20 protein-coding genes are annotated in these 25,204 nt (G+C 60.3%); 10 read left to right on the top strand and 10 right to left on the bottom strand.

The features are described from left to right. Positions 1–1,174: IS1380 family transposase (locus FHW97_RS13160; RefSeq protein WP_171799208.1), on the bottom strand; the 1,174-nt coding region annotated here is incomplete at its 3' end. Positions 1,175–1,886: 712 nt separating this feature from the next. On the opposite strand from FHW97_RS13160, the gene hsdR reads away from it, so the two are divergent. Genes hsdR through FHW97_RS13140 form a run of 4 tightly spaced genes read left to right on the top strand, consistent with a single transcriptional unit; the run spans position 1,887 to position 9,697 of the window. Then, the gene (hsdR, locus tag FHW97_RS13155) at positions 1,887–4,379 is read left to right on the top strand and encodes an EcoAI/FtnUII family type I restriction enzme subunit R (protein ID WP_171799207.1); all 2,493 of its coding nucleotides are present in this window, start codon (positions 1,887–1,889) and stop codon (positions 4,377–4,379) included. After that, a complete protein-coding gene (locus FHW97_RS13150) occupies positions 4,312–5,853 on the top strand; it encodes an N-6 DNA methylase (RefSeq protein WP_370525378.1) in 1,542 nt (513 codons plus the stop codon). The genes hsdR and FHW97_RS13150 overlap by 68 nt, the downstream gene beginning before the upstream one ends. Next, entirely contained in the window at positions 5,850–7,562 is a 1,713-nt protein-coding gene (locus tag FHW97_RS13145) for a restriction endonuclease subunit S (RefSeq protein WP_171799206.1), read from the top strand. The genes FHW97_RS13150 and FHW97_RS13145 overlap by 4 nt, the downstream gene beginning before the upstream one ends. A gap of 14 nt (positions 7,563–7,576) precedes the next feature. Further along, a complete protein-coding gene (locus FHW97_RS13140) occupies positions 7,577–9,697 on the top strand; it encodes a DUF262 domain-containing protein (protein ID WP_171799205.1) in 2,121 nt (706 codons plus the stop codon). 106 nt (positions 9,698–9,803) lie between these two features. On the opposite strand, the gene FHW97_RS13135 is transcribed toward FHW97_RS13140, so the two are convergent. Beyond that, positions 9,804–10,541 carry a DUF6118 family protein gene (locus tag FHW97_RS13135; RefSeq protein WP_171799204.1) on the bottom strand — a complete coding sequence of 246 codons (738 nt, stop codon included), beginning with the start codon at positions 10,539–10,541 and terminating at the stop codon, positions 9,804–9,806. Further along, entirely contained in the window at positions 10,538–13,516 is a 2,979-nt protein-coding gene (traA, locus tag FHW97_RS13130) for a Ti-type conjugative transfer relaxase TraA (RefSeq protein ID WP_171799203.1), read from the bottom strand. The genes FHW97_RS13135 and traA overlap by 4 nt, the downstream gene beginning before the upstream one ends. A gap of 182 nt (positions 13,517–13,698) precedes the next feature. Here traA and FHW97_RS13125 point away from each other — a divergent pair, with 182 nt between their 5' ends. From FHW97_RS13125 to FHW97_RS13110, 4 genes are all read left to right on the top strand, one after another. Next, the gene (locus FHW97_RS13125) at positions 13,699–14,031 is read left to right on the top strand and encodes a conjugal transfer protein TraD (protein WP_171799202.1); all 333 of its coding nucleotides are present in this window, start codon (positions 13,699–13,701) and stop codon (positions 14,029–14,031) included. 16 nt (positions 14,032–14,047) lie between these two features. After that, positions 14,048–14,263, top strand: coding sequence for a conjugal transfer protein TraD (locus tag FHW97_RS22075; RefSeq protein WP_370525380.1), 216 nt, complete (start codon positions 14,048–14,050; stop codon positions 14,261–14,263). A gap of 76 nt (positions 14,264–14,339) precedes the next feature. Beyond that, positions 14,340–14,507, top strand: a complete 168-nt coding sequence (locus FHW97_RS13115) for a DUF6771 family protein (RefSeq protein ID WP_171799201.1) — start codon at positions 14,340–14,342, stop codon at positions 14,505–14,507. A gap of 79 nt (positions 14,508–14,586) precedes the next feature. After that, positions 14,587–15,228, top strand: a complete 642-nt coding sequence (locus FHW97_RS13110; protein ID WP_253941765.1) for a GNAT family N-acetyltransferase — start codon at positions 14,587–14,589, stop codon at positions 15,226–15,228. Positions 15,229–15,482: 254 nt separating this feature from the next. On the opposite strand, the gene FHW97_RS13105 is transcribed toward FHW97_RS13110, so the two are convergent. The 4 genes from FHW97_RS13105 to FHW97_RS13090 all read right to left on the bottom strand — a co-directional run bounded on the left by FHW97_RS13105 (position 15,483) and on the right by FHW97_RS13090 (position 21,157). Beyond that, on the bottom strand, positions 15,483–18,590 hold the full coding sequence (locus FHW97_RS13105) for an SIR2 family protein (protein WP_171799200.1): 3,108 nt from the start codon (positions 18,588–18,590) through the stop codon (positions 15,483–15,485). Positions 18,591–18,998: 408 nt separating this feature from the next. Continuing rightward, positions 18,999–19,928 (bottom strand): nucleotidyltransferase and HEPN domain-containing protein, encoded by a 930-nt coding sequence (locus FHW97_RS13100; RefSeq protein WP_171799199.1) that lies wholly within the window; start codon positions 19,926–19,928, stop codon positions 18,999–19,001. A 60-nt stretch (positions 19,929–19,988) separates the two neighbouring features. Then, positions 19,989–20,264, bottom strand: a complete 276-nt coding sequence (locus FHW97_RS13095; protein ID WP_168353370.1) for a sigma factor-like helix-turn-helix DNA-binding protein — start codon at positions 20,262–20,264, stop codon at positions 19,989–19,991. After that, positions 20,261–21,157 carry an ArdC family protein gene (locus tag FHW97_RS13090; protein WP_054132778.1) on the bottom strand — a complete coding sequence of 299 codons (897 nt, stop codon included), beginning with the start codon at positions 21,155–21,157 and terminating at the stop codon, positions 20,261–20,263. Before FHW97_RS13090 ends, FHW97_RS13095 begins: the two co-directional genes overlap by 4 nt. A 577-nt stretch (positions 21,158–21,734) precedes the next feature. Here FHW97_RS13090 and FHW97_RS13085 point away from each other — a divergent pair. Continuing rightward, positions 21,735–21,944, top strand: a complete 210-nt coding sequence (locus FHW97_RS13085; protein WP_171792654.1) for an AlpA family transcriptional regulator — start codon at positions 21,735–21,737, stop codon at positions 21,942–21,944. Between the two features lie 81 nt (positions 21,945–22,025). On the opposite strand, the gene bla is transcribed toward FHW97_RS13085, so the two are convergent. Then, positions 22,026–22,853 (bottom strand): class A beta-lactamase, encoded by an 828-nt coding sequence (gene bla / locus FHW97_RS13080; protein WP_216647740.1) that lies wholly within the window; start codon positions 22,851–22,853, stop codon positions 22,026–22,028. A gap of 111 nt (positions 22,854–22,964) precedes the next feature. After that, a complete protein-coding gene (locus FHW97_RS13075; protein WP_216647739.1) occupies positions 22,965–23,960 on the bottom strand; it encodes an alpha/beta hydrolase in 996 nt (331 codons plus the stop codon). Positions 23,961–24,100: 140 nt separating this feature from the next. On the opposite strand from FHW97_RS13075, the gene FHW97_RS13070 reads away from it, so the two are divergent. Beyond that, complete coding sequence (locus FHW97_RS13070) at positions 24,101–25,012, top strand: LysR substrate-binding domain-containing protein (protein WP_370525381.1); 912 nt, start codon at positions 24,101–24,103, stop codon at positions 25,010–25,012. Here the strand turns inward: FHW97_RS13070 and FHW97_RS13065 are convergent. Further along, positions 25,004–25,141, bottom strand: a complete 138-nt coding sequence (locus FHW97_RS13065) for a hypothetical protein (RefSeq protein ID WP_171799197.1) — start codon at positions 25,139–25,141, stop codon at positions 25,004–25,006. The two genes, FHW97_RS13070 and FHW97_RS13065, sit on opposite strands and share 9 nt — an antisense overlap. Positions 25,142–25,204 lie beyond the last annotated feature (63 nt).

The raw sequence follows: 25,204 nt of genomic DNA, 5'->3' as shown, positions 1-25,204 counted from the left end.
ACAGCAGCCAGTATGCGGCGGTGTGCAGGATGAGGCGCACCTGGTTGGCGTTTGCCGAGCGGCACGAGGTACGGTCGCTGGCGAGTTGGGCCTTGTGGCGCTTGATCAGGTTCTCGACCTGCCCGCGTGCGCAGTAAAGCGTGTCGTAGATATGCTCAGCCGAGCCTTCGGTCAGCGAGGTGACGACATAGCGGATGTCCATGCCCAAAGTGCTGGCCTCGATCCGGGCGACGACGCGGCGCTGGCTTTTCCAGCTTTTGGCGCCGTAGCGGGTCTGGGCATAATGGCGCAGGATCGCGCGGCCTTCCTCGGCGCGCTTGACCGCGCAGGCATCGGCGGCAGCGACGATGGCCGGATCGGCACGCAGCGCGGCGTTGGTCGGCAGGCCGAACACATAGTCGATGCCGGCCGCTTCGCAGAAGGCCATGACCTCGGGCCGGCCATAGTGCCCGTCACCACGGATGGTGATGTGCGTTTCCGGCCAGTTCCGGCGGATATGCCGCACCAGGCGCCGGATGTGACCGGCCGCTTCGGCACCCGACGGCGTCTTGCCAGTGCGCAGCAGCATGGCCACCGGCCGGCCGGTTGCGGTATCGTAGACGTGGATCGGCAGGAAGCAGCGCTCGCCATGATGTCCGTTCCAGAACGAAAGCTGCTGATAGCCATGGACGACATCGCAGGTATCGTCGATATCCAGCGTCACCGCCACCGGCGGGGCGGGATAGCTGGCGCAGTAGATGTCGATCATTGCGACCATCATGCTGGCCAGTTCGCGCGTGGTCGGCGCATTCTCCCACCGGCTCATCGTTGGTTGGCTGGCAAGTCCCGCGCCCGATCCCGGCAACTTGCCCAGCGCCAAACGGAAACCCGGATCGTCGCGCAGGGCGTCGAGATCATCGGCATCCTCATAGCCGCAAGCAATCGCGAACACGCGGGCACGCAGGATGTCATCGAGGCGATGGACCACCCGCGCCGGGTCACGCGGATCGGCAATGCAAGCTGCAAGCCGCTGGCAGATCCCCATTGCACGTTCAGCCTGCGCCAGCAGCAGCACGCCACCATCCGAGGTGAGCCGGCCACCATCAAACGCGGCGGTCACTTTCTTGCGCGCCACTGCTGGGAATCGGAATGGGCTTGCGCTATCGACGTTCATGGCGGGTGTGGCCTGTGGCATTTTCTGCCCTGCGGCAGGTTCGGACTAGACACCCAGATCCTAATTCAGATCAGAGGCTTACGCCACTCCCGCCAACCCTTTGCCCCACCCTGATGAATAAGACGGGCTAGGCTCCCCTTTCCCGCGGAAATGCCCCCACTTGCGTGAAAAGTGGTGAGAAATCCTGGGACAAAGCGAGAATATCCGGAAGACAAAATAGACCGAAAATCTAGCCAAATCAATGCGGTGAGACGTTTTGGGAAGAAACCCGTGGTGCCGCTTACAGGACCAGTTTTTGTCCAATAACGCTATGATTTGGCTAAACTTTCAAAAGGACCATACGCCAATTCCCCATAAGACGCAACTTTTGCCTTTGTAAGGGGTCGTTTTTGAAGCCAATTCTAGGTTAATAACCCTTTCGCACGGTCTGGTTTTTACACTGCTGTCGGCGCTTTGCGCAGACAAAAACGTGCAGGGCTCAAACTGCTCGAAAATGCACGCCGGAATGATGTGGGAATTGGGGCACCCAAAGCAACCTTGTCGGGCCTTGGCAGCGTTAACCCCGCCACATCGCGAACCTGTAGCCGAGGGCGCCGCTCAACCATGGGTGTGGCACTCGCTTGTTGTAGCCACAGGACCGGTAGGTTGGCATGGCGGGCAATTGAGGGATTTCCGAATCTTGCTGGCGTCGGCAAAGCCTGCACCGTAAGGTCCACGAAACTGGATGGACCGAATGCTCGACAAACAAGCGCTCAGCGAACGCGACATTTGCACCAAATTCATCACGCCTGCCATCAAATCGGCAGGATGGGACGAGATGATGCAAATCCGGGAAGAGGTCAGCTTTACCAAAGGGCGCATTATCGTTCGCGGCAAGCTGGTGGCGCGTGGCAAAGGGAAGCGCGCCGATTATATCCTTTACTACAAGCCTAATATTCCGCTCGCCCTGATCGAAGCGAAGGACAATACGCAGCCGATCGGCGCCGGAATGCAACAGGCGCTGGAATATGCCGAAACACTGGATATCCCTTTCGTCTTTTCATCGAACGGCGACGGCTTCGTATTCCACGACCGCACCGGCAGGGGCGAGACTGTAGAAGCCACGTTGCCTCTCGATGGCTTTCCTTCACCGCACGACTTGTGGCGGCGTTATGCGGCCTGGAAGGGCCTGACGCCGCAAGGCGAAGAGATCGTACTCGAGGATTACTACGACGATGGCAGTGGCAAGCAGCCGCGCTATTATCAGGTCAACGCCGTCAATTCGACCATGGAGGCCATTGCCACCGGTCAGAACCGAATTTTGCTCGTGATGGCGACGGGGACGGGCAAGACTTATACCGCATTCCAGATCATCTGGCGCCTGTGGAAGGGCGGACACAAGAAGCGCATCCTGTTCCTTGCCGACCGCAACGTGCTGGTCGACCAGACCATGGTGAATGATTTTCGGCCGTTTGGGCCGGCCATGGCCAAGCTTTCGACCCATGCCAAAACCATCGAACGCGAGGATGGTAGCAAGATCGACCTGACGACGGCGGTTACAGTCGACAAGAAAACGTCTGATAAAAAGCGCCGCATCGACACGGCCTACGAGATTTACCTTGGTCTCTATCAGGCGATCACCGGGCCGGAGGAGCGGCAAAAGCTGTTCAAAGAGTTCTCGCCCGGCTTTTTCGACCTTATCGTTATTGACGAATGCCACCGGGGGAGCGCCGCTGAAGACAGCGCCTGGCGCGAAATCCTGGAGCACTTTTCAGAAGCGACGCAGATCGGCCTCACCGCCACCCCCAAGGAAACCGCGTACGCATCCAATATCCATTATTTTGGCCAGCCGGTTTTCAGCTATTCCCTGAAACAGGGCATCCGTGACGGCTTCCTTGCGCCCTACAAGGTGATCAAGGTTCACGTAGACCGTGACATCCAAGGCTATCGTCCCGAGAAAGGCCAACTGGACCGCGACGGCAACGAAGTCGAGGACCGCATCTACAACGTGCGCGATTTCGATCGGACCCTGGTGCTGGATGATCGCACCAAGCTGGTAGCGCGCAAGGTCTCGGAGTTTCTCAAGGAAAGCGGTGACCGCTATCAGAAGACCATCGTGTTCTGTGTCGATCAGGAACACGCCGCCCGCATGCGGCAGGCGCTGATCAACGAGAATGCCGACCTTGTGGCCGAGAGTTCGCGCTATGTCATGCGCATTACCGGCAACGATCCCGAGGGACAGGCGCAACTCGGCAACTTCATCGATCCGGAAAGTCGCTATCCGGTGCTCGTCACGACATCACGCCTGCTATCCACAGGCGTTGATGCCCAGACCTGCCGCCTGATCGTGCTGGATCGGGAAGTGGGCTCGATGACCGAGTTCAAGCAGATCGTGGGACGCGGCACCCGGGTACACGAGGATACGCGCAAGTTCTTCTTCACCTTGATGGATTTCCGAGGCGCGACCAACCATTTCGCCGATCCGGATTTCGACGGCGAACCCGTGCAGATTTACGAGCCGGGCGAGGATGATCCCATGTTACCGCCAGACGATGGCGCCACCGCCGATACCGACGACGATCACGCAGCTGACGATCAGACGGGCGAGCCCGACGATGAGGACACCATTATCGACGGCGGCGAGCCGCCCGACATCACCATCAACGATGACGGCGGCAAGCGCGGCAAAACCTATGTCGATGGTGTGTCCGTCCAGATCGTGGCCGAGCGCGTGGAATATCTCGACGAAAGCGGCAAGCTCGTCACCGAGTCCTTGCGCGACTATACCAAGAAGGCTTTGCGCAAGCACTTCTCCAGCCTGGACGATTTCCTCACGCGCTGGAACTGCACCGAGCGCAAGCAGGCCCTGGTCGATGAACTCGCCGCCGAAGGGCTGGCGCTCGATGTCATTGCCGACGAACTGGGCAAGGACCTCGATCCGTTTGACCTGATTTGCCACATCGCCTTCGATCGCAAGCCGCTGACCCGGCGCGAGCGCGCCGACAATGTGCAAAAGCGCGACGTTTTCGCCCGATATGGCGACCAGGCCCGCACGGTGCTGCGCGCATTGCTGGATAAGTATGCCGACGACGGCGTGCTCAATCTTGACGACACCAACGTGCTGCGTATCCCGCCGCTGAACACGCTTGGCACCCCCGTCCAGCTGATCACGGCCTTTGGTGGCAAGGCTGGCTTCGAAGAGGCGGTTCACGCGTTGCAAAACGAACTTTATCAGGAAGTTGCTTGAATTTATGTCGGTTCGGACTTTGGTCAAATCCATTCAAGACATCATGCGCAAGGACAGTGGCGTCGACGGCGATGCCCAGCGCATCAGCCAGCTTTGCTGGCTGTTTTTCCTGAAGATCATCGACGATCAGGATCTGGATCTCGAACTCACGCGCACCGGATACCAGTCCCCTATCCCTGCGCCGTTCCAGTGGCGCAACTGGGCCGCCGACCCCGAAGGGCTGACCGGCGATGCGCTGCTCGCCTTCATCAACGAGCAATTGTTCCCGGCGATGAAGGGCTTGAAGCCTAGCGGCCAGCCCGGTGACCCATTGAGCAATCGGCGCCGCGTGGTGCGCGACGTGTTCGAAGACGCTTACAACTACATGAAATCCGGCCAATTGCTGCGGCAGGTGGTCAACAAGATCAACGGCATCGACTTCAACAACCTGTCCGAGCGCCAGCACTTCGGCGATGTTTACGAGCAACTGCTCAACGACCTGCAATCGGCTGGCAACGCCGGGGAATACTACACCCCCCGCGCCGTCACCGCGTTCATGGTGGACCGCATCGACCCCAAGCCGGGCGAAATCATCTTCGACCCGTCCTGCGGCACGGGCGGCTTCCTCACCTGCGCGATGAAGCACATGCGCGAGCGCTATGTGAAGCGGCCCGAGGACGAGGCGCTGATGCAGGCATCATTGCGCGCCGTGGAAAAGAAGCCGCTGCCGCACATGCTCTGCGTCACCAACATGCTGCTGCATGGCGTCGAAGACCCCAGCTTCGTGCGCCACGACAACACCCTGGCCCGGCCCTACATTGCGTGGGAGAAGAAAGACCGCGTCGATGTGATCCTTACCAACCCGCCCTTTGGCGGCAAGGAAGAGGACGGCATCGAAAGCAACTTCCCCCAGCATTTCCGCACGCGCGAGACAGCAGACCTGTTCCTGGCCCTGTTCATCCGCCTGCTGCGCAAGGGCGGCGTGGCGGCCATCGTGTTGCCGGATGGCAGCCTTTTCGGCGAAGGCGTGAAAACGCGGTTGAAGGAGGCACTGCTCGAAGAGTGCAACCTCCACACCATCGTCCGCCTGCCCAACTCCGTGTTCAAGCCCTACGCCTCCATCGGCACCAACCTGCTGTTTTTCGAAAAGGGCGAGCCGACCAAGGACGTCTGGTTCTACGAGCATCAGGTGCCCGAGGGGCAAAGGGCCTATTCGATGACGAGACCGATTCGCGTCGAGCATTTCGCCTCTTGCGTGGATTGGTGGGGCGGCGCGGAGCGCAAGGGCCGCGAGGAAGGCCCGCAGGCGTGGAAGGTCAGCGTCGATGAGGTGAAGGCGCGCGGTTACAATCTTGATTTCAAGAACCCGCATAGCGTCGAAGCCGATCATGGTGATCCCGCCGAACTGCTGGCTGCACTGGATCAGGCCGAGGTGAAAACGACAGACCTGCGCGACCAGCTTAAGGCTATTCTGGCCGAGGCGCTGGCCCGATGAACGCTGCGCTATTGCTGGACCACTATGCGCGCATTGCCGACGCGCCCGATGCCATCGTCCGGTTGCGGCGGTTCGTGCTGGACCTCGCCGTACGCGGCAAGCTGGTGGAGCAGGATGCGTCTGACGAACCGGCGTCGGAACTGTTGAAGCGGATTGCCGCCGAGAGAGCACGGTTGGTCAAGGCAGGGACGATCAGGACGAGAACCGAGCTTCCTGCAGTAGAGCCTCAACACTTGCCTTACAGGCTGCCGTGCGGTTGGCTGTGGGTCAGATTTGCAGAAATCGTTGAATTCTATGCAGGGCGCACCCCTGCGCGGAATGATTTGTCATACTGGAATACAGGCGATCATGCTTGGGTGAGCATTGCCGACATGGAAGATGGCGGCACAATCGAGCAGACAAAGGAAACTGTAAGCGAGATTGCTCGGAAAAACATTTTTAAGTCCGAACCCGAACCGGTCGGCACGATAGTGATGAGTTTTAAGCTTACCATCGGCAAGATTGCTCGCCTAGGTGTGCCAGCGTTCCATAACGAGGCCATCATATCGATCCATCCCCACGTTAGCGCTTTGGATGGGTATCTGTTCATGTCACTTCCTGAGCTGGCGAGGGCAGGTGACACAAAAGGGGCAATCAAAGGGGCCACCCTGAACAGGCAATCCCTTTCAAACATCCTCATTCCGCTGCCACCGCTTGCTGAGCAGCGCCGCATCGTCGCCAAAGTCGATGAGTTGATGGCACTGTGCGATCAGCTTGAGGCGGCGCGGGCAGAGCGCGAGGCAGCGCGCGACACTTTCACGCTGTCCACCTTCTCCAAACTCAACGCCCCCGATCCTGAGACCTTTGGGCAAGACGCCCGCTTCGCACTGGCCAACATCGCCCCACTCACCACCCGCACCGACCAGATCAAACAACTCCGCCAAACCATCCTCAACCTCGCCGTGCGCGGCAAGCTGGTGGAGCAGGACGCCGATGAAGCCGCAGCTTCAGAACAGCTTTTGCGCATTCGCGATGAGCGTGACGAGATGGTGCGGTTGAAATTTATCCGGCGGGAAAAGCCACTTGAGCCAGTCCGCGACGATGAAACCCCGTTCGAAATACCCGGATCGTGGGTATGGTCGCGGATCGGCGACGCAGCTCTTTTCACCCAGTATGGGACATCGGAAAAATCTAACCCTAGCGAGCGCGGCGTTCCCGTCTTAACGATGGGGAATATCCAAGACGGTCTTGTTGTTTGGGACAATCCTAAACGAATTCCCGAAACGTCAGACGAATTGCCGAGCCTGTTTCTTCAAAAAAATGACCTGCTTTATAATCGAACCAACAGCGCGGAACTGGTTGGCAAAACCGGGATATATCTCGGCGAAGGGAATTGCCGCACTTTTGCATCGTACCTCATCCGTATCCGCTGCTCTGAGAAGCACAGCCTGCCGCAATATGTGAATTTGGCTATGAACGCTCCGATTTTTCGAGAAACCCAAATCGTGCCGTTGATTAAGCAGCAGACCGGCCAGGCGAATGTGAACGGCACAGCGTTGAAAAACATGCTCATCCCATTCCCGTCGCTCGCCGAGCAGCAGTGCATCGTCGCCAAGGTCGATGAACTGATGACCCTGTGCGACCAACTCGAAGCCAGTCTCACCACGGGCGAACAGGTCCGCTCGCGCCTGCTGGAAGCCGTGCTTCACCATGCCCTCGAACCTGCCTGATCGGATCAAGCCAGATGAAGCCCTATACCCGCTCGATCATCGGCCTGTTTGACGGCAAGCGCCGCTATTTGATCCCGCTGTATCAGCGGCAATATTCCTGGCGTAATGATCCGCAGCTTGGTCTGCTGTGGGAAGACATCGAACGCGCCGTTGCCCGGATCGAGACCGACCGCTCCAGCTTGATCCCGCACTTCATGGGCGCGATCGTGATCAACCAGGTCAAGACCTATGGGGCGCAGGTGCAGGCCTTCGAGGTCATCGACGGCCAGCAGCGGCTCACCACCTTCCAGCTCTTGCTGGCCGCCTTGCGCGATGTCGCGGCAGAGCATGGATCGCCCTATGCGCAGGAAATCGCCAAATATCTGCTCAACGACGGCGTGATGGAGCGTCCGGACGAGGAGCGCTACAAGCTCTGGCCCTCGATCACCGACCGCCGTGCCTTCGTGCACCTGATCGACCCGGCCGCCGATCTGTCCGGCATCGCTGGCCTTGCCGAAGGGGACGAGCTGGTGGGCAAGCTGGCCACGACGGCGCATGGCTCGTTCCGCAACCGCATCATCCGGCACCTCACCGTTAACGGTGCCTTTGACGAAACCCGCTTGCAGGTTTTGTTCGAAGCGCTGAAGGACGGGCTGGCCGTCGTATCCATCGAGTTGGAGGGTGGGGACGATCCGCAGACCATCTTCGAAACGCTCAACAGCCGCGGTGTGCCGCTGTCGCCTGCCGACCTGCTGCGGAATTTCATCTTCCAGCGCGCCAAGGGGCTCGGCCAAAGCGCCGGCTCGCTGACCATCGACAAGCTCTATGAAAAGCACTGGCTGCCACTGGATCGCGCGTTCTGGACGCAGCAGGCCTCGCGCGGGCGGCAGACCCGCACCCGGCTGGACTGGATGCTGACCGACCACCTGGCCATGCATGTGGGGGATATTGTTTCGATCGAGGGGCTGTTTGCCGATTACCGCAAGTGGATCCTCAATCGCTCGCCCTTCGCGACGGTGGCAGAGGAACTCGAGTCGATTTCGGCGACTGCGGCCGTCGAGCATCGGCTGTTTGCACCACGCGATGGCGATCCGGTCGGGCGGTTCGGCCAGATGGCGGATGCCTTCGATGTTTCCACAGCGATGCCGTTGGCCATCTATCTGGCGACGGAAACAAGCGTTGCCGCGCGGCTGGCCGAAGCTTTCGCCGTGCTGGAAAGCTATATCCTGCGGCGCGACATCTGCGGCCTCACGACGAAGAATTACAACCGGTTCTTCGTGGGACTGGTAACTCGGCTGCGCGATTGCGAGGGTGACAAGGTTGACGAACTGATCGCCTACTTGTCGAGCCGGACGGCAGACCTGGATCGTTGGCCGGACGATGCCGAATGGCGGCACAGCTGGATCATGCGTGAACAATACAAGTCTGCGCGGCAGCCCCGGCTGCGGTACATTTTCGAAGCTATTGAGCGGGCGAAGCGGACGTCGCTGAACGAAGATATCGTGATCCGGTCGGCGCTGACCATCGAGCATATCATGCCGCAAAAATGGCAGGCATCGTGGCCCATCCCGGAAATGATCGGGCTGACCGAAGACCAATATGGCCCCGAACTTGTCAGCCAGATCCGCGCCCGCGAGACTGCCGTGAACGCCATCGGCAACCTCACTTTGCTGACCCAGGCCCTGAACGCGACGATTTCCAACGGCCCGCTCCTGGACAAGCTGGCGGCGATCAAGACGAATACGGCCCTGGCACTGAATCGGGAAATCATGGCCTATGAAACGTGGAGCGAGGCCTCCATCGAAGAGCGCGGCGCGGCGTTATTCGATGTGGCAGCGAAGCTGTGGGCTGCCCCGCAGCGCGCCGAAATTCCGGGGTTGGGCGAGGGCGCAAGCTGGACCGTTCTCCCAACGCCATTCCCCACCAACGGTACGCCGTGCCGCTTCACTTACATGGGGAAGGACTACATAGGTATGGTTGTAGATGGCGCGCTGGTGATCGACGGCGTCGATGGACAATACTATTCGTTCTCAGCCGCTTCCAGGGCTGTCACCTCGACGCATAGAAACGGTTGGAACGACTGGTACATTGGCACTTCGGAGGGTGGCTGGATGCCTGCCGCTGAATGGAGGCTCTTGCCAAGCACCGTTGGATAAATTCACGTTGCCTGTCGTAGATTTACGGCCCCGGAATTGGGATCGCTGACGTTTCTGAATTCTGTGGGTCGGCTCGAGGGATTTTCCAGCCCCACTTATTTCGAGACTAAACCGAGCTAAAGGCGGCAGTGGTTGAAGAGTCACTCATCGAGATCGAGCAACTCACGCCCTTTCCGGTCTTCGCCGCACGCCGCTGGCAATCGTCCAACGCCTTCGCGTTGCTCGCCCAAACGCTGGCAGCTTCTCGCAACGCCTGCCACCGCTGCGGATCGGACACCTGCAGCATCCGCTCCCCAGCCGCCCAGCCATCACGCTGGAGAAGGCTGGCCGCACGCTCCTCTGGCCAATGCCAGCCTTCTGGCACCGCCCGGTCAACCAATTCCGGAACAGTCCAGCCCAGCATGAAGCCCGCCATCACTCCGATGGCTGCTGCGACACCCAGCCAACGCAGTTGCTGAAGCCCCCTCAGGATGGATTGCACGATGTTGTTGATCGTGAGGACGGTGCGATCCAGATCGATTCGTGCAGCGCCGAAGTGCTGTCGTTCAACCTCAGTTGCCCTGGCCGTGGCATGATAGATCTGGCCGGCGATGGTCTCGGGCGTCAGCTGCAGCGCGGGGCTGTTGGCCAGCGTCTCGAGCGCGGCGGCTGCATCGTCCTGGCAGGCATGGATGCGGGCAAGGTCCTGTGTGTAATCGCGGCTGTGCAGTTCCTGCTGCCGGGCGGCAAAGCCTTCGACAGCGGCAACGAGGGCGGCAAGCTTGTGGGTCATCGCCTCGAACGCCACTTCCGGACGGTCGAGGTCGGCCTGGGCGTTTGCGCGGTTGGCAGGATTATTGGTCATAGCCCCATCCCCCGGTCCCGCCCACGCTCGAGCGAGTGAGTGAGTTGCTGGGCGATCGCCCTGGTCCTCGCGGCATCGCTGATGTCATGGCCACTGACGCCCGGCGACCATTCTCGCGACCATTGTTTGCCGATCAGCTGGGTTCCGCGCTTGCTGAGGGCATTGCCCAGTTCGTGGTCCTTCTCCAGGCCCTTGGCCATGGCGCGCATCTGGCCTTCCACCTGCTGGCGCGCCTCGCGGTTGCTGCTGCCGGTGAGACGGCCGCGCTGGTCCTGAAGCTGCTGCCAGGACTCGACGAAGCGATCGGCGCGCAGTTCGGGATTGGCTCGGATCTCGGCTTCGAGCTTCATGGCGCGAACGGCACTGCCGGTGCGGCCGACGGAGGCCTCGACCATCAGGCTCGGATTGCGCTGGAAGGCGGTGTCGAGATCGCGCGCGCTGCCGCCGGGCAGCGCATCGAGCGCCTGGGCCGCGCGGGCCTGCGCGGTCTTCTGGTATTCGAGCGCGGGAAGCTGCTGTCTGGTCATGCGGTCGATCTCCGCCGTGGCGCGGGCATAGCGCTCGACCGCCTGGTCGAGGCTGGGCTTCGCATTGATGTGCTGCGCTGCTGCCAGGGCTGGCTTCGTTGGATCGCGCTGTGCCTGCTGGTCCTGGACCGACGGCCTGGCAAAGCTGGGCACGCTAAGCCGCAGCCCGGAAAAGCGACTCTTGCGTTCGGTTTGCTCCGCGCTGGCGGGTGGCTGTAGCGCCGGCTCGGCTTTGCGTGCTCGCTGTTCCTGCTCCTTGCCGGCATAATCGCGCGCCATGTCCTTGGACCGGTCGCGCGATAGCAGCGCGGCCAGTCGCTCGCGATCGGCAAAGTCGGTCCTGGCGTAATGCAGCTCGACATGATCGCGATGCCGCGAGAGCGCGACATAGGCGCCATGGCGATCCAGCCCCGGCGTGGCCAGGATATGCACTCGGTCGAGCGTCGCCCCTTGCGCCTTGTGCACCGTGGCCGCGTAGCCGTGGGTGAGGTCGGCATAGTCCTTGTGGTCGAACGCCACGGCGCGGCCATCGTCGAGCCGCACCGCCATGCCGGTGCGATCAACCCGCTCGATGGTGCCCAACATGCCATTCTTCACACCCAGTTCGCGTTCGTTGCGCAGGAACATGATGCGGTCCTGCTCGGCAAACAAGCGCTGGCCACGGGTGGTCTCAACCGCGACATCGGTGCCGAGCGTGCCATGATCGCGCAGGCGGTCCCGGGCCTGCGCATTCAGTTCATCGCATTCTGCATTGGTATGGGTGAGAATAAGCCGGCTGGCCTCGGGATGGGCCTGCCGATCGGCATCCCAGCGCTCGATCAGCGCATCGCGCGCCGATTCGCGGGTGCGTGATTCGACCACCAGACCGGCCGCGTGATAGGCTTCGATGGCTTCGCCAGTGCGGCCGGTGGCGAGCTGCCGCGTGGCCTCGCGCTGCCATTCCTCGGCCTGCCGGCGCACTTCGGTAATCTCGACGGCACCATGCCGCTCGGCCATGCTGCGGAAGGCGGCGCCGGCTTCGATCGCCTGGAGCTGCTGCGGATCGCCAACCAGCACGACCTTGGCGCCTTGGCGCTCGGCTTCACTGACCACACGTTCCATCTGGCGCGTGCCGATCATCCCGGCTTCGTCGATCACCAGGATAGAATTGGGTTCAAGGGTCTCGCGTCCCTGCGCCCACTGGTGCTCGAGACTGGCAATGGTGCGCGAGGCAATGCCCGAGCCGTTTTCCAGGTTCTCGGCGGCAATGCCGGAGAGGGCAATGCCACGCACATCGTAGCCGGCTTTCTCCCAAGCCTCGCGCGCCACACCGAGCATCGCGCTCTTGCCTGTCCCGGCATAGCCGATGACGCTGGCAATACCGCTGCCGCCGGTGACATGCGCAAGCGCATGGCGCTGCTCGACCGACAGCACCAGGCCACGCGCTTCGGCGCGATCCAGCGCGGCTGCCAGATGGCGCGCCGGCACGCCATGATGGCGCTCCGCGTCGAGCCTGGCCGTGGCCTTCTCCAGCCGCTGTTCGGTCTCGAGCATGGCGCGCGAGGTAAAGCGCTCTTCGCCGCGTCCGTCTGGTCCCAAGCGCACCAGATCCGGCGAACCCCGCACCGCCGCCAGCACGGCGTCGAACTGGTCTTTCCCCTCGCTGTGCCGGTGCACGAATGTGGCAAGGTCGCGGGCCGTAAATGTCGCCTGTTGGTGGGTGATGGCATCGAGCGCGATGCCGGGGTTTTCGAGGATCTTCTCGCCATTGCTTCTGGCGATGGCAAAATGCTCTTCCAGCCGCTCACGCACGAGGCCGCCCTGCGCCATGCGCGCGGCAGCCGGGCCGATCTTGTTCTGTGGCTCAAGATCGATGCCCTGGGCTTCAAGACTGCGGTGATCGATCCGCGCGTCGATATCGAGCTGCGCCAGCCGGCCGTTGACGTGTTCGGCCCAGGCTTCGCGCCAGTGCGTCAGCAACTCCGTACGGTTCCACTCGCGCACCTTGGGGCCAAAGCCATTCTCCCCAACTTCGCGCATCGCCAGCATTACATGGGCATGCGGTTTGGCGAGGCCGTCTGCCCCCACATCCCAGTGCACATTGAGATCGGCCACCATGCCCCGGTCGACGAATTCCTTCTGAACGAAGTCCCGCGCCAATTGGATGCCATCGGCCTGGGTCATCTCACGCGGGATGGCGAACTCGATCTCGCGGGCGAGTTGCGCGTCCTTGCGCACTTCCACTGCTTCGACATCATTCCACAGCTTCTCCCGGTCGCGCCACTCCTCCGGCGCGCCGTCGGGCAGCATGACTTCGCTGTGCACGACGCCGGTCTTGTTGGAGAAATCGTGGTGCCGATCGAGCCGTTCATCATAGAGCCGACCGGCCGAGCGATAGGCAGCGGCGGCCACGGCGCTCGAGCCGCCACCGCGCGAAACAACTTTGGCCGAGAAGTGGTAGATCGCCATAGCGACGCACCAGATACGCCTAAAAGCGCACGTCGGCACGACGTATAAGCGCGCCCTCAAAAGATTTCATCATTCTCGGGACGGTGGAATCCCATGAGGTTTCAGGGAATTGGCATTGATCGTCAAGGCCGATAACTGGAAGGCCTCGCGGCGCAACAGACCGCCGTCACAGGACACCAGACATGCGCAAGCCCCGCAACTATGACGAGGACCTCAAGGCGCTGACCGCCAAGGCCAGGCAACTCAAGGCGCGCAAGCAGAGCCAGTTGGGCGAACTGGTCGAGGCGACCGGCGCCGATAAGCTCACCGTCGAGGAACTGGCCGGTGCGCTGCTGTCGATCGCCGCCATCACTGATCCGCAACGACGGGAGGTATGGCGCAAACGCGGCGCCGCGTTCTTTTCTGACGAGCCAACTGAACTGGCGACTGGCCAGCGCGCTGGCGACAACGCGCAACCAGCAGCGCCGCACGACCAGCGGCCGCCATCGCTTGGCCCTGCAACAAGCGCGGCATGATACGCGGGCTTGGCAGGTGAAGCGGCGCGAGCGCACGCGGCAGTTGATCGAGCTGGGTGGGCTGATTGCCAAGGCTGGTCTTATCGAACTGGCCGATGATGATCGCGCCGCTATCTTTGGCCTGCTGGTCGAGGCGGCGGCAAAACTGCGCACCGACGAGACCGGCACCCAGCTCATCCTATGGCGGCGACGCGGCCAGCGGGCTTTTGCCGATACCCAGGACAAAGACTGAGCAACCGGCAACGCGCGTTCAACCATCCATCGCCAGCGCATTGCCCCGCGCCAGCCGCGTCGCCATAGGAACATACATGGACGACAAGACCAAGACCCGCATTCTCGGCGTGATCGAACGCGCACCGCAGTGGCTTCGCAACGATCTGGCCGCCAAGGATGCATCGGCACGCGCCCGCGCGGAAGAGGCGCTGGCTGCGATGCTGGCCGATGCGATCGACGAGGGCAACAAGGCAGTCGGTTGATAGCCGGCGACAATACCAAGGGAACTGGCGAAACTTCACGGCATGGCCACCCCGAAAGGCACAAGTCGACGTGCGAAGCATGATGAACACCGAAGGCCTTGATCCGCACCTGCTGCATGCTTGGCTCGCCGCGCGATCGCTGGCGCGCGGATTGCCCATGCCAATCGCCGAGCATGGCGGTTTCCGTGTCGATACCGGATCGGAAACGGAAACTGTCCGATGGGTATTCCCGCGCATGTGTGACGGGCTGAAGGACGTTGCACGCAGTATTCATCAGCCGCGCCAGTTCGTGAAGGTCTGCGACAAGGCAGAGGCCTTGCGTATCGCGCTGCCAGCACACTGGACCATTCATCAGCCGAGTCATGTGATGCGGGCCAATGGCCCAATGCCCCGTCGGCAACTTGCGCACGGTTACTCTATCGCAGTCGAGCAGCCTGGCGCCGTGACGTCGGTCCGCATTGTCACGGACACTGGCATCTTGGCCGCCAGCGGCTATGGAGCCGAGGCAGACGGCGTATTCGTCTACGATCGCATCGTGACAGAGGTGGAGCATCGCCGCAAAGGCTTGGGGAATGTCCTCATGCAGACCTTGCACGAGGCTAGGGGCAATCCCCACAGTTTCGAATTACTGGTAGCCACCGACGATGGTCGGGCACTTTACGAAGCGCTGGGCTGGAAGAAGATCGCGTCCTACGCCAGCGCTTCGATTGTAATCACGTGAGCCCCTCTGCCGAGGGGCAGCTGGCGACCGAGCCAAGTCATTCGGATGCCGCGGACGATCGTCAGCTTACGCCCAAACCTGCCGCCGTCACATTCTAAGTAGAAACTCGTCCGAGACCTACTTCGCGAAGCCACCGACGCACCATGCGAAGTGCAGCAGAGATCGACTTTGCGAGATCAACTGTCCGAGCCAGCGCACTGTAAACCGTTCTGGTTATTCATGAATGGCTGAAACAAAAACCCACCAAAAATGACCTACCTGACATTCGCCAGCGAAACGGCCAAAGGACCACGGCGATTAAATGCAATATGAAAAAACACATCATCACCGCTGCGCAGCTCAAGCCATTCAATTGGGAGTGAATCCGCTTTTGCCGCGAATAAATTTTGCGGATATTGGTTCGCACTTACAAAGGCATACCCCTCCTCTAGGCGTTCAATTCTCCCATTCAACACGACTGGTCGACCGCTTCCATCTTCAATTCGCGCTGCAGCCATGTTCCTAAAGCGGCCCGGAGCGCGCTCATGAATGGCCGCAAACACTTTCCGTGCCGTTGGAAATTCTCCTTGAACAAATAGCTCGCGCGCGTACCAGAACTGCGCCTCGTAGTTATTGTCGCCCTCAGAGAAGCTCCGTCTCAGATTGGCAAGAATGTCCGAGCCCGCACCCTTCGATTCGATTAGATTTCGACCCTTCGCGAAATGGGCTGGTTTGCTCGACGGATTGTCATGCAAACACCTGTCCAAAACCTCACGGGCCTTTGGAAAATCACCAGCTTCCTCGTAACGTTTAGCCAATCTTACAGCCAGCCAATCCTGACGGGGATTAAGCTGGAATGCTTTCTCCAGCGCCGCCTGCGCTGCTTTCGCCTGGTTGAGCAGGTCACGGAATGCTGCTTCGTCCGCGAGTAACTCGGAGCTCTCAGGGAAAAGTTGGAGGCCCCGCTGGATCGACGTTTCCGCGTCTCGCACAGCAGCGACAAACCACTTGGACGACTCCACGCCAGTGGCGCGATCTTCGGCTAATTCTTCTCGGAGTTCGTCGAGAGAAAGCCGAGCCCTCGTATGCAGGTCGTACTCGCTCATCCTCCCTATATCACCAGAAATCTTTTCGCGTGTTACCCGGCGGAACGCCTCTTTCCGCAACGGATCATCCGTGCCGTTCGCTTGCCTACGTGCGATCTCGCCCTGAGTGTGTTGGATGCCACGACTATGGGGATTGAATTCAAATGCCCTGCGAGCCGCAGCTTCGGCTAGGGCCAAAGCGCCCCCAGGATGCTGCATCTCGAATACAGCCCGTTGGTGGAAAACAAAGGGATCTTCTGGAGAGGCGTCCACGATCCGGTCGTAAAAGAGACGCCCGAGGTCCGCGCTGGCGAAAATTTCCGCGATTGCGCGCCCTTTGATGAGGCGAGAGAACGACTCCCGATCTGATGAATAACCCGTGTTGATGGCGCTCGCGATTGCAGACAGCACATCGAACTTGTCTTCTTGCGCAGGAAGCGCGCGACGAAAAACAATCTCCGCGACGTGTTGATGTCGGCTACGATAGAAAAAATCTCCAGAATGTCGATCTTTTACAATGTGAACGACGTTTTGAAGTGGTTGGATAAGGCTATCTCTGAATTGCTCGAAATTAACTCCGGACACCCGTGAAATGAGGCCAGCTCTGACTGGAGCACCAAATTGATGTAAAGCGCATATGGAAAGATATATTTCGCGCGCTTTTGTCGGCTCGATCCTATTGAACTCGTCGATGATAATTTCTTCAAAGGGGATGCCAAGAGTTACCTCGTGAAGAGCAACTAGGAGCTGACGCTCCGCACTTTTGGCAAAGGCGTAGACGCGGTTTGCGTGGTCAGCATCTTTGAGGAGACCAAGCGCGTTGTGCCGATCCAGCAGTGCGATGAGTTCATCGATTTCTCGTTCGTTGAGATAACGAACTGGGAATTCCTGCTTTAGATAGGGTTCGAGCTGATCGCAGTATGTGAACCACTCATTGTCACGTTCAGCCCCAAGAATGGTAAGCGGTATTTTGCGGCTTCTACTTTCCCTCACGAGATGAAGCAGTTCGCTGCGGTACAATGCAACGTGATCGACGCATAGGATCAACCTTTTTCCAGTTAGGGTATAAATTTCTTCCAAAGGATCAAGTCGAAGCGCAGCTGCATTATTCGCAAATAAGACTAATTGTTCGTAGGTGGTTGCCGCCTCCCAAGCAATCCTCTTTAAGGCCACCGACTTTCCGTTGCCAGCGGGTCCTTTTAGCATAAACAGCTCAGTGGGGCGCAAAGGATTTTCTGAAGATAGAACGGCGTCCACCAAGACCGAATCTGAGACTGTGCGTTTCGCGTCGAGGTTTTGTTGGATGCACCCCCAGCCCTCATCATTCCCGCGATAAAATTCCCGCGGGTCTTGTGGCTTGGCTGTCATCGCCGAGAATACGTGGGATGCGTCGTTTTCAAGGTACGAGATCAGATTCGTCGACTCAGTCGCCGAGGCAACTCTGTAGTGAGATCGTATACTTAGCGAGCCTCCGCCTAATCCGGCAGGCAACGCACGCGCTAAGGCCGGGATTGCAGCGTCCAACCCCAACAAGAATTCCTCAAAAGTGCCCTTGAGGCAGGCCACTCGGTGGGAAGCCCAATAGCGAATTTCTGGCTCTTCAAAATCTGGCGACACGGAATAAAACATTGGACGACCCGTTTTGGCCGTTAAATCGAACAGAATTCTTTGAACGTGCGGATCAGAGATACTGTAACCGACGAATACCAATGGGTATTCATAGGCCAGATCGCGCACGCGACCCCACAAACGCTTTCGATTATCCTCATATCCAGCGTACTGCTCATTGCTTAGTATAAGCGGGATTTCCATGTCGGTATGATGATCGATGCTTCCGTGAAGCTTGAAGTATGTTAGTGGATTCGCAGTGAGGTTTAGCCGGCGGTCGAGCTGATCAAAATCTTTCACCGTTGTAACTAGATTTTGAAGCGGCTTTGCCGCGGCATTGTAGGCACGTTCGACAATCAAGTCATAGTTGGTCGTCGCGATGGCGCGCCACCTAAACTCTGGGAGCAGTGCGTGATAAGATGCAGGACCGAACGGTTCGAATAGATAGTTGATGAATCGTTGGAAGTCCACCAAGCCTGCATCATTGGCCGCCATTGCGGAGACTGCGGTTAGGGGCTTGCCCTTCATCGCGCCCGCAAAGAACTTGTCGCAGATGCGATCCCGCAATGCGTCCCCCAAGGGAACTTTCTCATTCGTCGGATGAAACGCGCCAAAGTTCGCGCCGGAGCCGAAGAATAGGACAGCGCGTTGATCGCGAACTGCTTCTACAAGTGTAGGTGGGATATCCAATCAGTCTTCCCCCAAAAAAGGCACTATAATTTGCTGCGGTCCGAATAATCCATGAAGGACTTAGGTTGAATGGTATAATTTTACCACCTTCCGTTTCTTCCGGAACGTTTGCGGTCTATACCATGTCCACGTTTCTCAAATGATCGCCAGTCTTGCTCCTTTGAGATGAAGTTGCATTGCGAGGGGGGACATAGCAAGTCACTTTTTTGCTGTGCTGAGTTGGATCGCGCCTTCTCAAAAAGATTGAATTGGCGAGGATCTGGGCGAGGGCTTTAACGGCACCACGAATGACCGATCTCGTCGTAACTGGATACTCCCATTTGCTTCGGCGACCGGCAGGAATGTCCCAGACCCGGACCACAAGGGCTAAAGCCGTTAGGCCATGGAGATCGACAAGCCGGTTATTCCTCACCCCGCTTGTCGCGCTGTCGCTTCCAGCTGGGCGATGCGTTCTGAGCAAATGGCATGGACGACACGGCCCAGTTCCTCAACCTGCTCGCCCAGCCAGGTCAATTCCTCTTCGGTGATCCGGTAGTGCTTGGAATAGCGCGCCTTTACGTAGGCTTCCTTGAGCTTCTCGAACATAGCTCGCTGCCTGCGGTTGTCGTTGGGCCAGACGTGGACGAGACGAACGTCCAGCCGCTCAGCCTGGGTACGCAAAAACGCCAGATTGTGGACGTGGGGAGTGTAGAAGGTCACCGCGAGAAGGACGCAGTGATAAAGTCTCTCAGCTGATTGGTGAAGGATGAAGGCCGGCTCCTTGGTTCGTCCTTGTGCGACCAGATCACGCGCTGTCTTTAGGTAAACAAGACCACTGGGAAACCACTCCTCAAAATACTCCTTCGCCATGGCCAACGCGGCATGCGGCGTCTTGGGCTTGGGCTGGTGCAGTTCAGTATCATCGCTCTGGTAGAGCGCGATGCCATCGCGGGCCACGTCCATGAAGAAATAGCGCCCATGAGCAAGTCCGTCGTTCACCTCCTGCAGGGTGTGGACGATGAAATTGACCGGGGTCTTGATCGTACCGGCAATGCCATACTCGCGCATCAGCCGGTCATCGACCTTGGCCCAGTACTTGACCCGGTCGGTCAGGCGCTTGTCGTTGACGATGATCAGCAGGTCATAGTCCGACTGGTAGCCCTTGGCGGTGTGCGGCTCGTCCACCCAGCCGCCGCGTGCATAGCTGCCGTAGAGGATGACCTTGAGAATGCGGCCCTTCTTCTTCCACTCGTGCGAAGCCAGGGCCAGCGCGTCCTCGAATTCCTCGAAGACGATCTGCACCACGCGCTCCAGCTCACGCTGCTTGTTGGCGGGAAGATGGTCGAGATCGCTGCGCATGACATCGCTACCCTGTCGCGGTGGCCGCCCGATGGCAAGTCATCGGGCGGCCGGAATTTTTCACCACGGCCACCAGCGCTGCCACCAGTGCCCATAGACCGCACGGGTCAGCGTGGAGAGGGCCTTGGCCAGCTCGGCCTGCACCGCTTCGGCACTGATGCCATGGCGCGTGGCCAGTTCGGCATAGCTGGCGCCCTCGAAGCGCACGGCCGCGAAGATATCCCGCTGCCGCTTGGTCATGCGGCGCAGGCCGCGCTGGCCCCGCCGCCAGAACGCGCGCGGCGATATGGTCGGCAGGACGGGCTTGCCCCATTCGGGCGGGAGAGGCCGGCTCATGGCCGGTCCTCCCCGCAGGCCAGGAGGAAGTCGGCCGCCTTGCTGGCCGCACTGGCGGCGCGGAAGATCGCCTTCTCGTCGGCGCACAGCACTTCGAGCCATGCGCCGATGTAGTCGGAATGCCGCACCGTCGGGACAATGCCCAGCGCGGCGCAGGCAAAGGCACTGGCCATTTCCGCAATAAGTTCCTCTTTTGCGTAGGACGCGGAGCCGAATTCGCCGGTCTGATCCCGGTCCAGCCGGCTCGGGTGGCCTGTGGCATGACCGAGTTCATGCAATGCCGTGCGGAACCAGTTGATCGGCTCGAGGAAGGCAGCCTGGGGCGGCACCTGCACCACATCATGGGTGGGCGAATAGAACGCTTCCCCGCCACCAATGCGGAAGGTTACCCCGCTGTTCTGGATCACGCGATCGGCACCGGCAATCGCCAGTTCTGGCGCAATCGGCATCACCGGGGCAATCATGTCCTCGGGCAGGTCTTCGCACTGGTCGAGGTTGAACACGGTAAAGCGCTTGAGAAAGGCCACGGTGCGCGCTTCGCGGTCTTCGTCCCTGGCCTTGGCAGCTTCCTCGCGCGGGGTGAAGCGATCGGCATAGCAGACCACCGTACCCTTCTCGCCGCGCCGGACATGGCCCCCGGCTGCTTCGGCTTGGCGATAGGTCAGCCAGCGCTGCGAGGAAAAGCCCTGCTCGATGGCCGAGGTCCAGAGAATGAGAATATTAATCCCGGAATAAGTCCTACCCGAACCGGCATTGTGGGGCAGCGTGCAGGGACAACGGCTGGCGTCCCAGGGCTGCACCCAGGGCAGGCGCCCGGCTTCGAGTTCGGCAATGATGCGATACGTGACCTCGACATAGAGGGACTGGCGTTCGCTCGTGTTCACGGTGCTCATGATCTTCAAGCTCCTTAAACCGCCATGGCCCGGCGCCGGAGTGGCGGGGGGCGGCAGGAGCGGACCAAGAGCCCCGCATCAGGCGGCGGGGTGCATCCGAAGGAGCGCAACAGCGTGGAGCACCCGGAGCCGCGCAGCGGGCCGGGTTGCACCCCGTCGCGGCGGGGCTACAGGGCCGTGACGCCCCCCGTCACCTACGGAGCCGAGGCAGACGCCGCCGCGCTCAAGATGCGCGGCGACAACCGGAGGGAAGCCAAAGGCGGACCGACAGGACCGGCCAGCAGGGCCTGGCCCCGCGCCAGCGATCGCACCGGCTCTGCCCACGAGACGGTGGCGCCAACTCGGCTGGAGCGCAGCGGAAGGAGAGCGCGATCAGGCCGAGACGGCCTGAGACACAATCTGCACGACCCTCAAAAATTCTTTTTCGCACCGTGGAGTAAGATCGGACACCCTGGGGTCAACTGGCGTAAAATCGGTACTTTGGCACCGTTTTCGGCACTCTTGACGCCGGCCGCAGACCAGCAAATCTCACGAGGAGGGAGCAAGAAAACCAACCACAGCACAGGAAGACCACGCCATGACTGAACAGCCCCCGGACCGCATCCTGCGTCTCAATGCCGTGCTTGATCGCACCGGCCTGACCCGCGCCACTCTCTACCGCAAGATCCAGGCAGGGACGTTTCCCAAGCAGGTGCGCATCGCCACCCGCTGCACCGGCTGGCGCGAATCCGCCATCCGTGAATGGATGCGCAATCCCATGTTCTACGAGGTCGACGAAGCGCGATAGGAGCGCGCCCTGTTGCAGACTTCGCTAGCGACGCGCGCAGGTATTCTGCCCGAGCGCGGCCTCACCGAGTGCCGCGCTATTTCAGACCAGTGTGGATGCGACAAGTCTGCCGATGCCGGCAAAGGCCTTGTCGAACTGCGCCTCGGTAGGTCTTCCTCCACGGGTATAGACCGCGATGACGATCGGTATTTCAGGATGGGGCCAAGCGACGGCGATGTCGCCAGCCATATCCCGGCCACTGTGCCCAGTCTTGTTGCCGATCCGCCAGCTTTGGGGCAGCCCGCCGCGCAATCGGGGGTTGGTCTGATTGCCGATCAGCCATCGCGTGAGCAACCCCATCGAGTGAGCAGACAGCACGTCGCCCAAGACCACCTTCTGGAGCGTGCTGGCCATCGCCGCCGGCGTTGTCGAGTCATCAGGGCCACCTGACGGCACACGGTCGAGCGCTGGCTCGAAATGATCGACCCGCGTCGTCGTGTCGCCAATAGAGCGCAGGAACGCTGTCAGCGCAGCGGGGCCACCTGACCGCGCCATCAGCATGTTGGCACACACCCCATCACTGATTTCCACTGCGGCCTTGCACATCGCCGCGACTGTCATCGCGCCCTTGGCGAGGTTTTCCTTTGCGATGGGCCCCCACAACCCGAGCGTATCCTTCGCGGTATAGGGCACGAGCGCGTCCAACTTCTCTTCGCCGCGGTCGACCCGAGCCAGCACGAACGCCGCCAGCGACGCCTTGTAGGAACTGCACATGATAAAGCGCTCGTCAGCACGCCGTGAAAGTGTCTGGCCGGTCGTGACGTTCAAGGCATGGACGCCGATCCGCCCTCCGGTCGTGCGTTCATACTCGGCCATTGGATCGGCGCTGGCGCACCGGGCGAGCGCGGGCCAGCACAGCAGCGCCGGCATGCCCAAGGCAATGGATCGTCTTGTAAAGTTCATGGTCGAAAGCCTTTGTCCATGGCGAGGCGGGCAGGGTGCCAGCGCCGTGCCGCGAAGGCGCTGGTCGTGGAGCCGGAGCTAAAGCATGTTGATTTGCCTGAGCCACAGCTCGACCAGTTCCGGCCACTTGCCGACCGGGTCATTCGGATGGCGGAGAGCAAAAGCATGTCCCCCACGCGCGAACAGGTGCAATTCGGTGGCGACACCGGCCTTGTTGAGTGCAGACGCATACATCAGGCTGTTACAGACGGGATCGATCTCGTCGTCCCACGCCTGGACGATGAATTGCGGGGGCGCGGTTTTGGACACGGGCAGCTTTGGATCAAACGCTCCGTGATCTCTGCAAATATGCCCTGGATAGAGCGCGATAGCGAAGTCCGGTCGGCTGCTGATCCTGTCCAGGGCATCGACCGGGCGGTAGGTCGGCGCAAGGATGTTGCTAGTTTGCGCAACCAGATAGCCGCCCGCAGACATGCCCAGCACGCCGATGTGGTGGGGATCGATACCCAGTTCCGCAGCTTTTGAGCGCACCAGGCGGATAGTGCGCTGGGCGTCCTGCAAGGCGCGGGGAATTTTCGGCGTGATCTGGCGGTCTTTCTCCGCATCGTAGAAGTCGTTTCCACCGGGCGCGCGGTATTTGGAGACGATGCAGGTAACGCCCTTGGCCGTCAGCCAATCGCATAGTTCCGTGCCTTCCATGCCGACGAAGACTTTCTGGAAGCCACCACCCGGAAAGACAATGACCGCCGTCTTCGTCCTCGGCTCCTTGGGCGGGATGATGGTCATCGTCGGAACTGCGATGTTCATGACGACCTGTGACTTACCACCAGTTGCCGCAGCGTCGTGGTAAGTCCTGACGGTTTCGGCGGGCTGGGGCCGGAACGTTCCGTCAGGAACGGTGCCCGGCCAGATGTTGATTTGCCGCGATCCTGCCGGAGCCTGCCAGATTTCGACCTTGTCGATGGCGCCATCTGGGGGCGAAGTCTGCTTGCCTTGCTGCGCGGTAGCCGAACTTGCGCAAGCGCAGACAGCACTTGCCAACGCCAAAAGCCGTACAATGTCCAATCGGCTCATGCCTGTTTCCCTCAACACCCTGAATGACAGCGGCTCGGCAGACGCGCCACGGCGCATAAAATCTCATGACGAAACGCTGCCGGTCCGCGATAAAGGAAACGATATTGGCAGGATGCTCGACTGGCAAAGGATCATAAATCGTGTCGGACAAGAGAATTTCTCATGGCGGCGCCTGGCCGGTGTCCCTCAACGGCCTGCGCGCGTTCGAAAGCGCTGCGCGGCATTTGTCGTTCACCAGCGCGGCCAACGAGCTCGGCGTGACGCAAAGTGCAGTCAGCCATCAGGTGAAGGCCTTGGAGGACCGGTTGGGCGCCAAGCTGTTTCGCCGCACGTCGCGCGGGCTTGCCGTCACGGATGAGGGTTTGGCGCTTTTCCCAACGCTGAATGCGGCTTTCGAGCAAGTGACAGGTTTGATCGATCGCTTCGATCGCGGGGTGCGCCAGGAGGTGTTGACCGTCAGTGTCGTCGGCACCTTCGCGCTTGGCTGGCTGCTGCCGCGCATGGAGCGCTTCAGACAACTGCATCCGTTTGTCGACTTGCGACTGCTGACCAACAACAACCGGGTCGATGTTGCAGGAGAAAGCCTCGACTGCGCGATCTGCTTTGGTGACGGTGCGTGGCGAGGCCTGGAGGCGACGCATCTGATGCAGGCGTCCCTGTCACCGCTATGTTCGCCTGCGGTTGCCGAGCATCTTCACGCGCCGGCCGATCTCAGGGATACGACGCTCCTGCGCTCCTATCGCGGTCAGGACTGGCTAACCTGGCTTGCCGCCGCAGGTCTGCCTGACCAGCGCCTGTCCGGCCCGGTGTTCGACTCCTCGGCCCTCATGGCACAGGCCGCGATGCGCGGGTTCGGGGTCGCCATTCTACCGCTGGAAATGTTCGAGGCCGAACTGCAAGGTGGATGGCTAATCCAGCCGTTTACGCTGGCCGTTTCGACCGGCTCTTACTGGCTCGCACAACTACGTAGTCGGGAACCGACAGCAGCGTTGATATCCTTCCGCGATTGGTTGGTGGGGGAGATGGCCGAGTATTGCGATCCATCAAGATAAATCAAGCAGGATGGTTTCTTCCATACCGCCCGAATCAGACGTGGCGTGCTGAACTGCCACGCGACTGCTGCTGCGACCAAGATAGAAAAAATTCAATAGGTTGCGCGGAAATCTTTTAGCCTTCACCATCGACAGATAGCTCAGGCCGCACCCTTCTACATTCAAAAGCCAAGGCGGAGTTTTGGGACAATC

Origin of the sequence: Novosphingobium sp. SG754 (assembly GCF_013149315.1) — a bacterium.
Classification (GTDB): Bacteria; Pseudomonadota; Alphaproteobacteria; order Sphingomonadales; family Sphingomonadaceae; genus Novosphingobium; species Novosphingobium capsulatum.
This window is presented reverse-complemented; position numbering and strand designations above follow the sequence as displayed.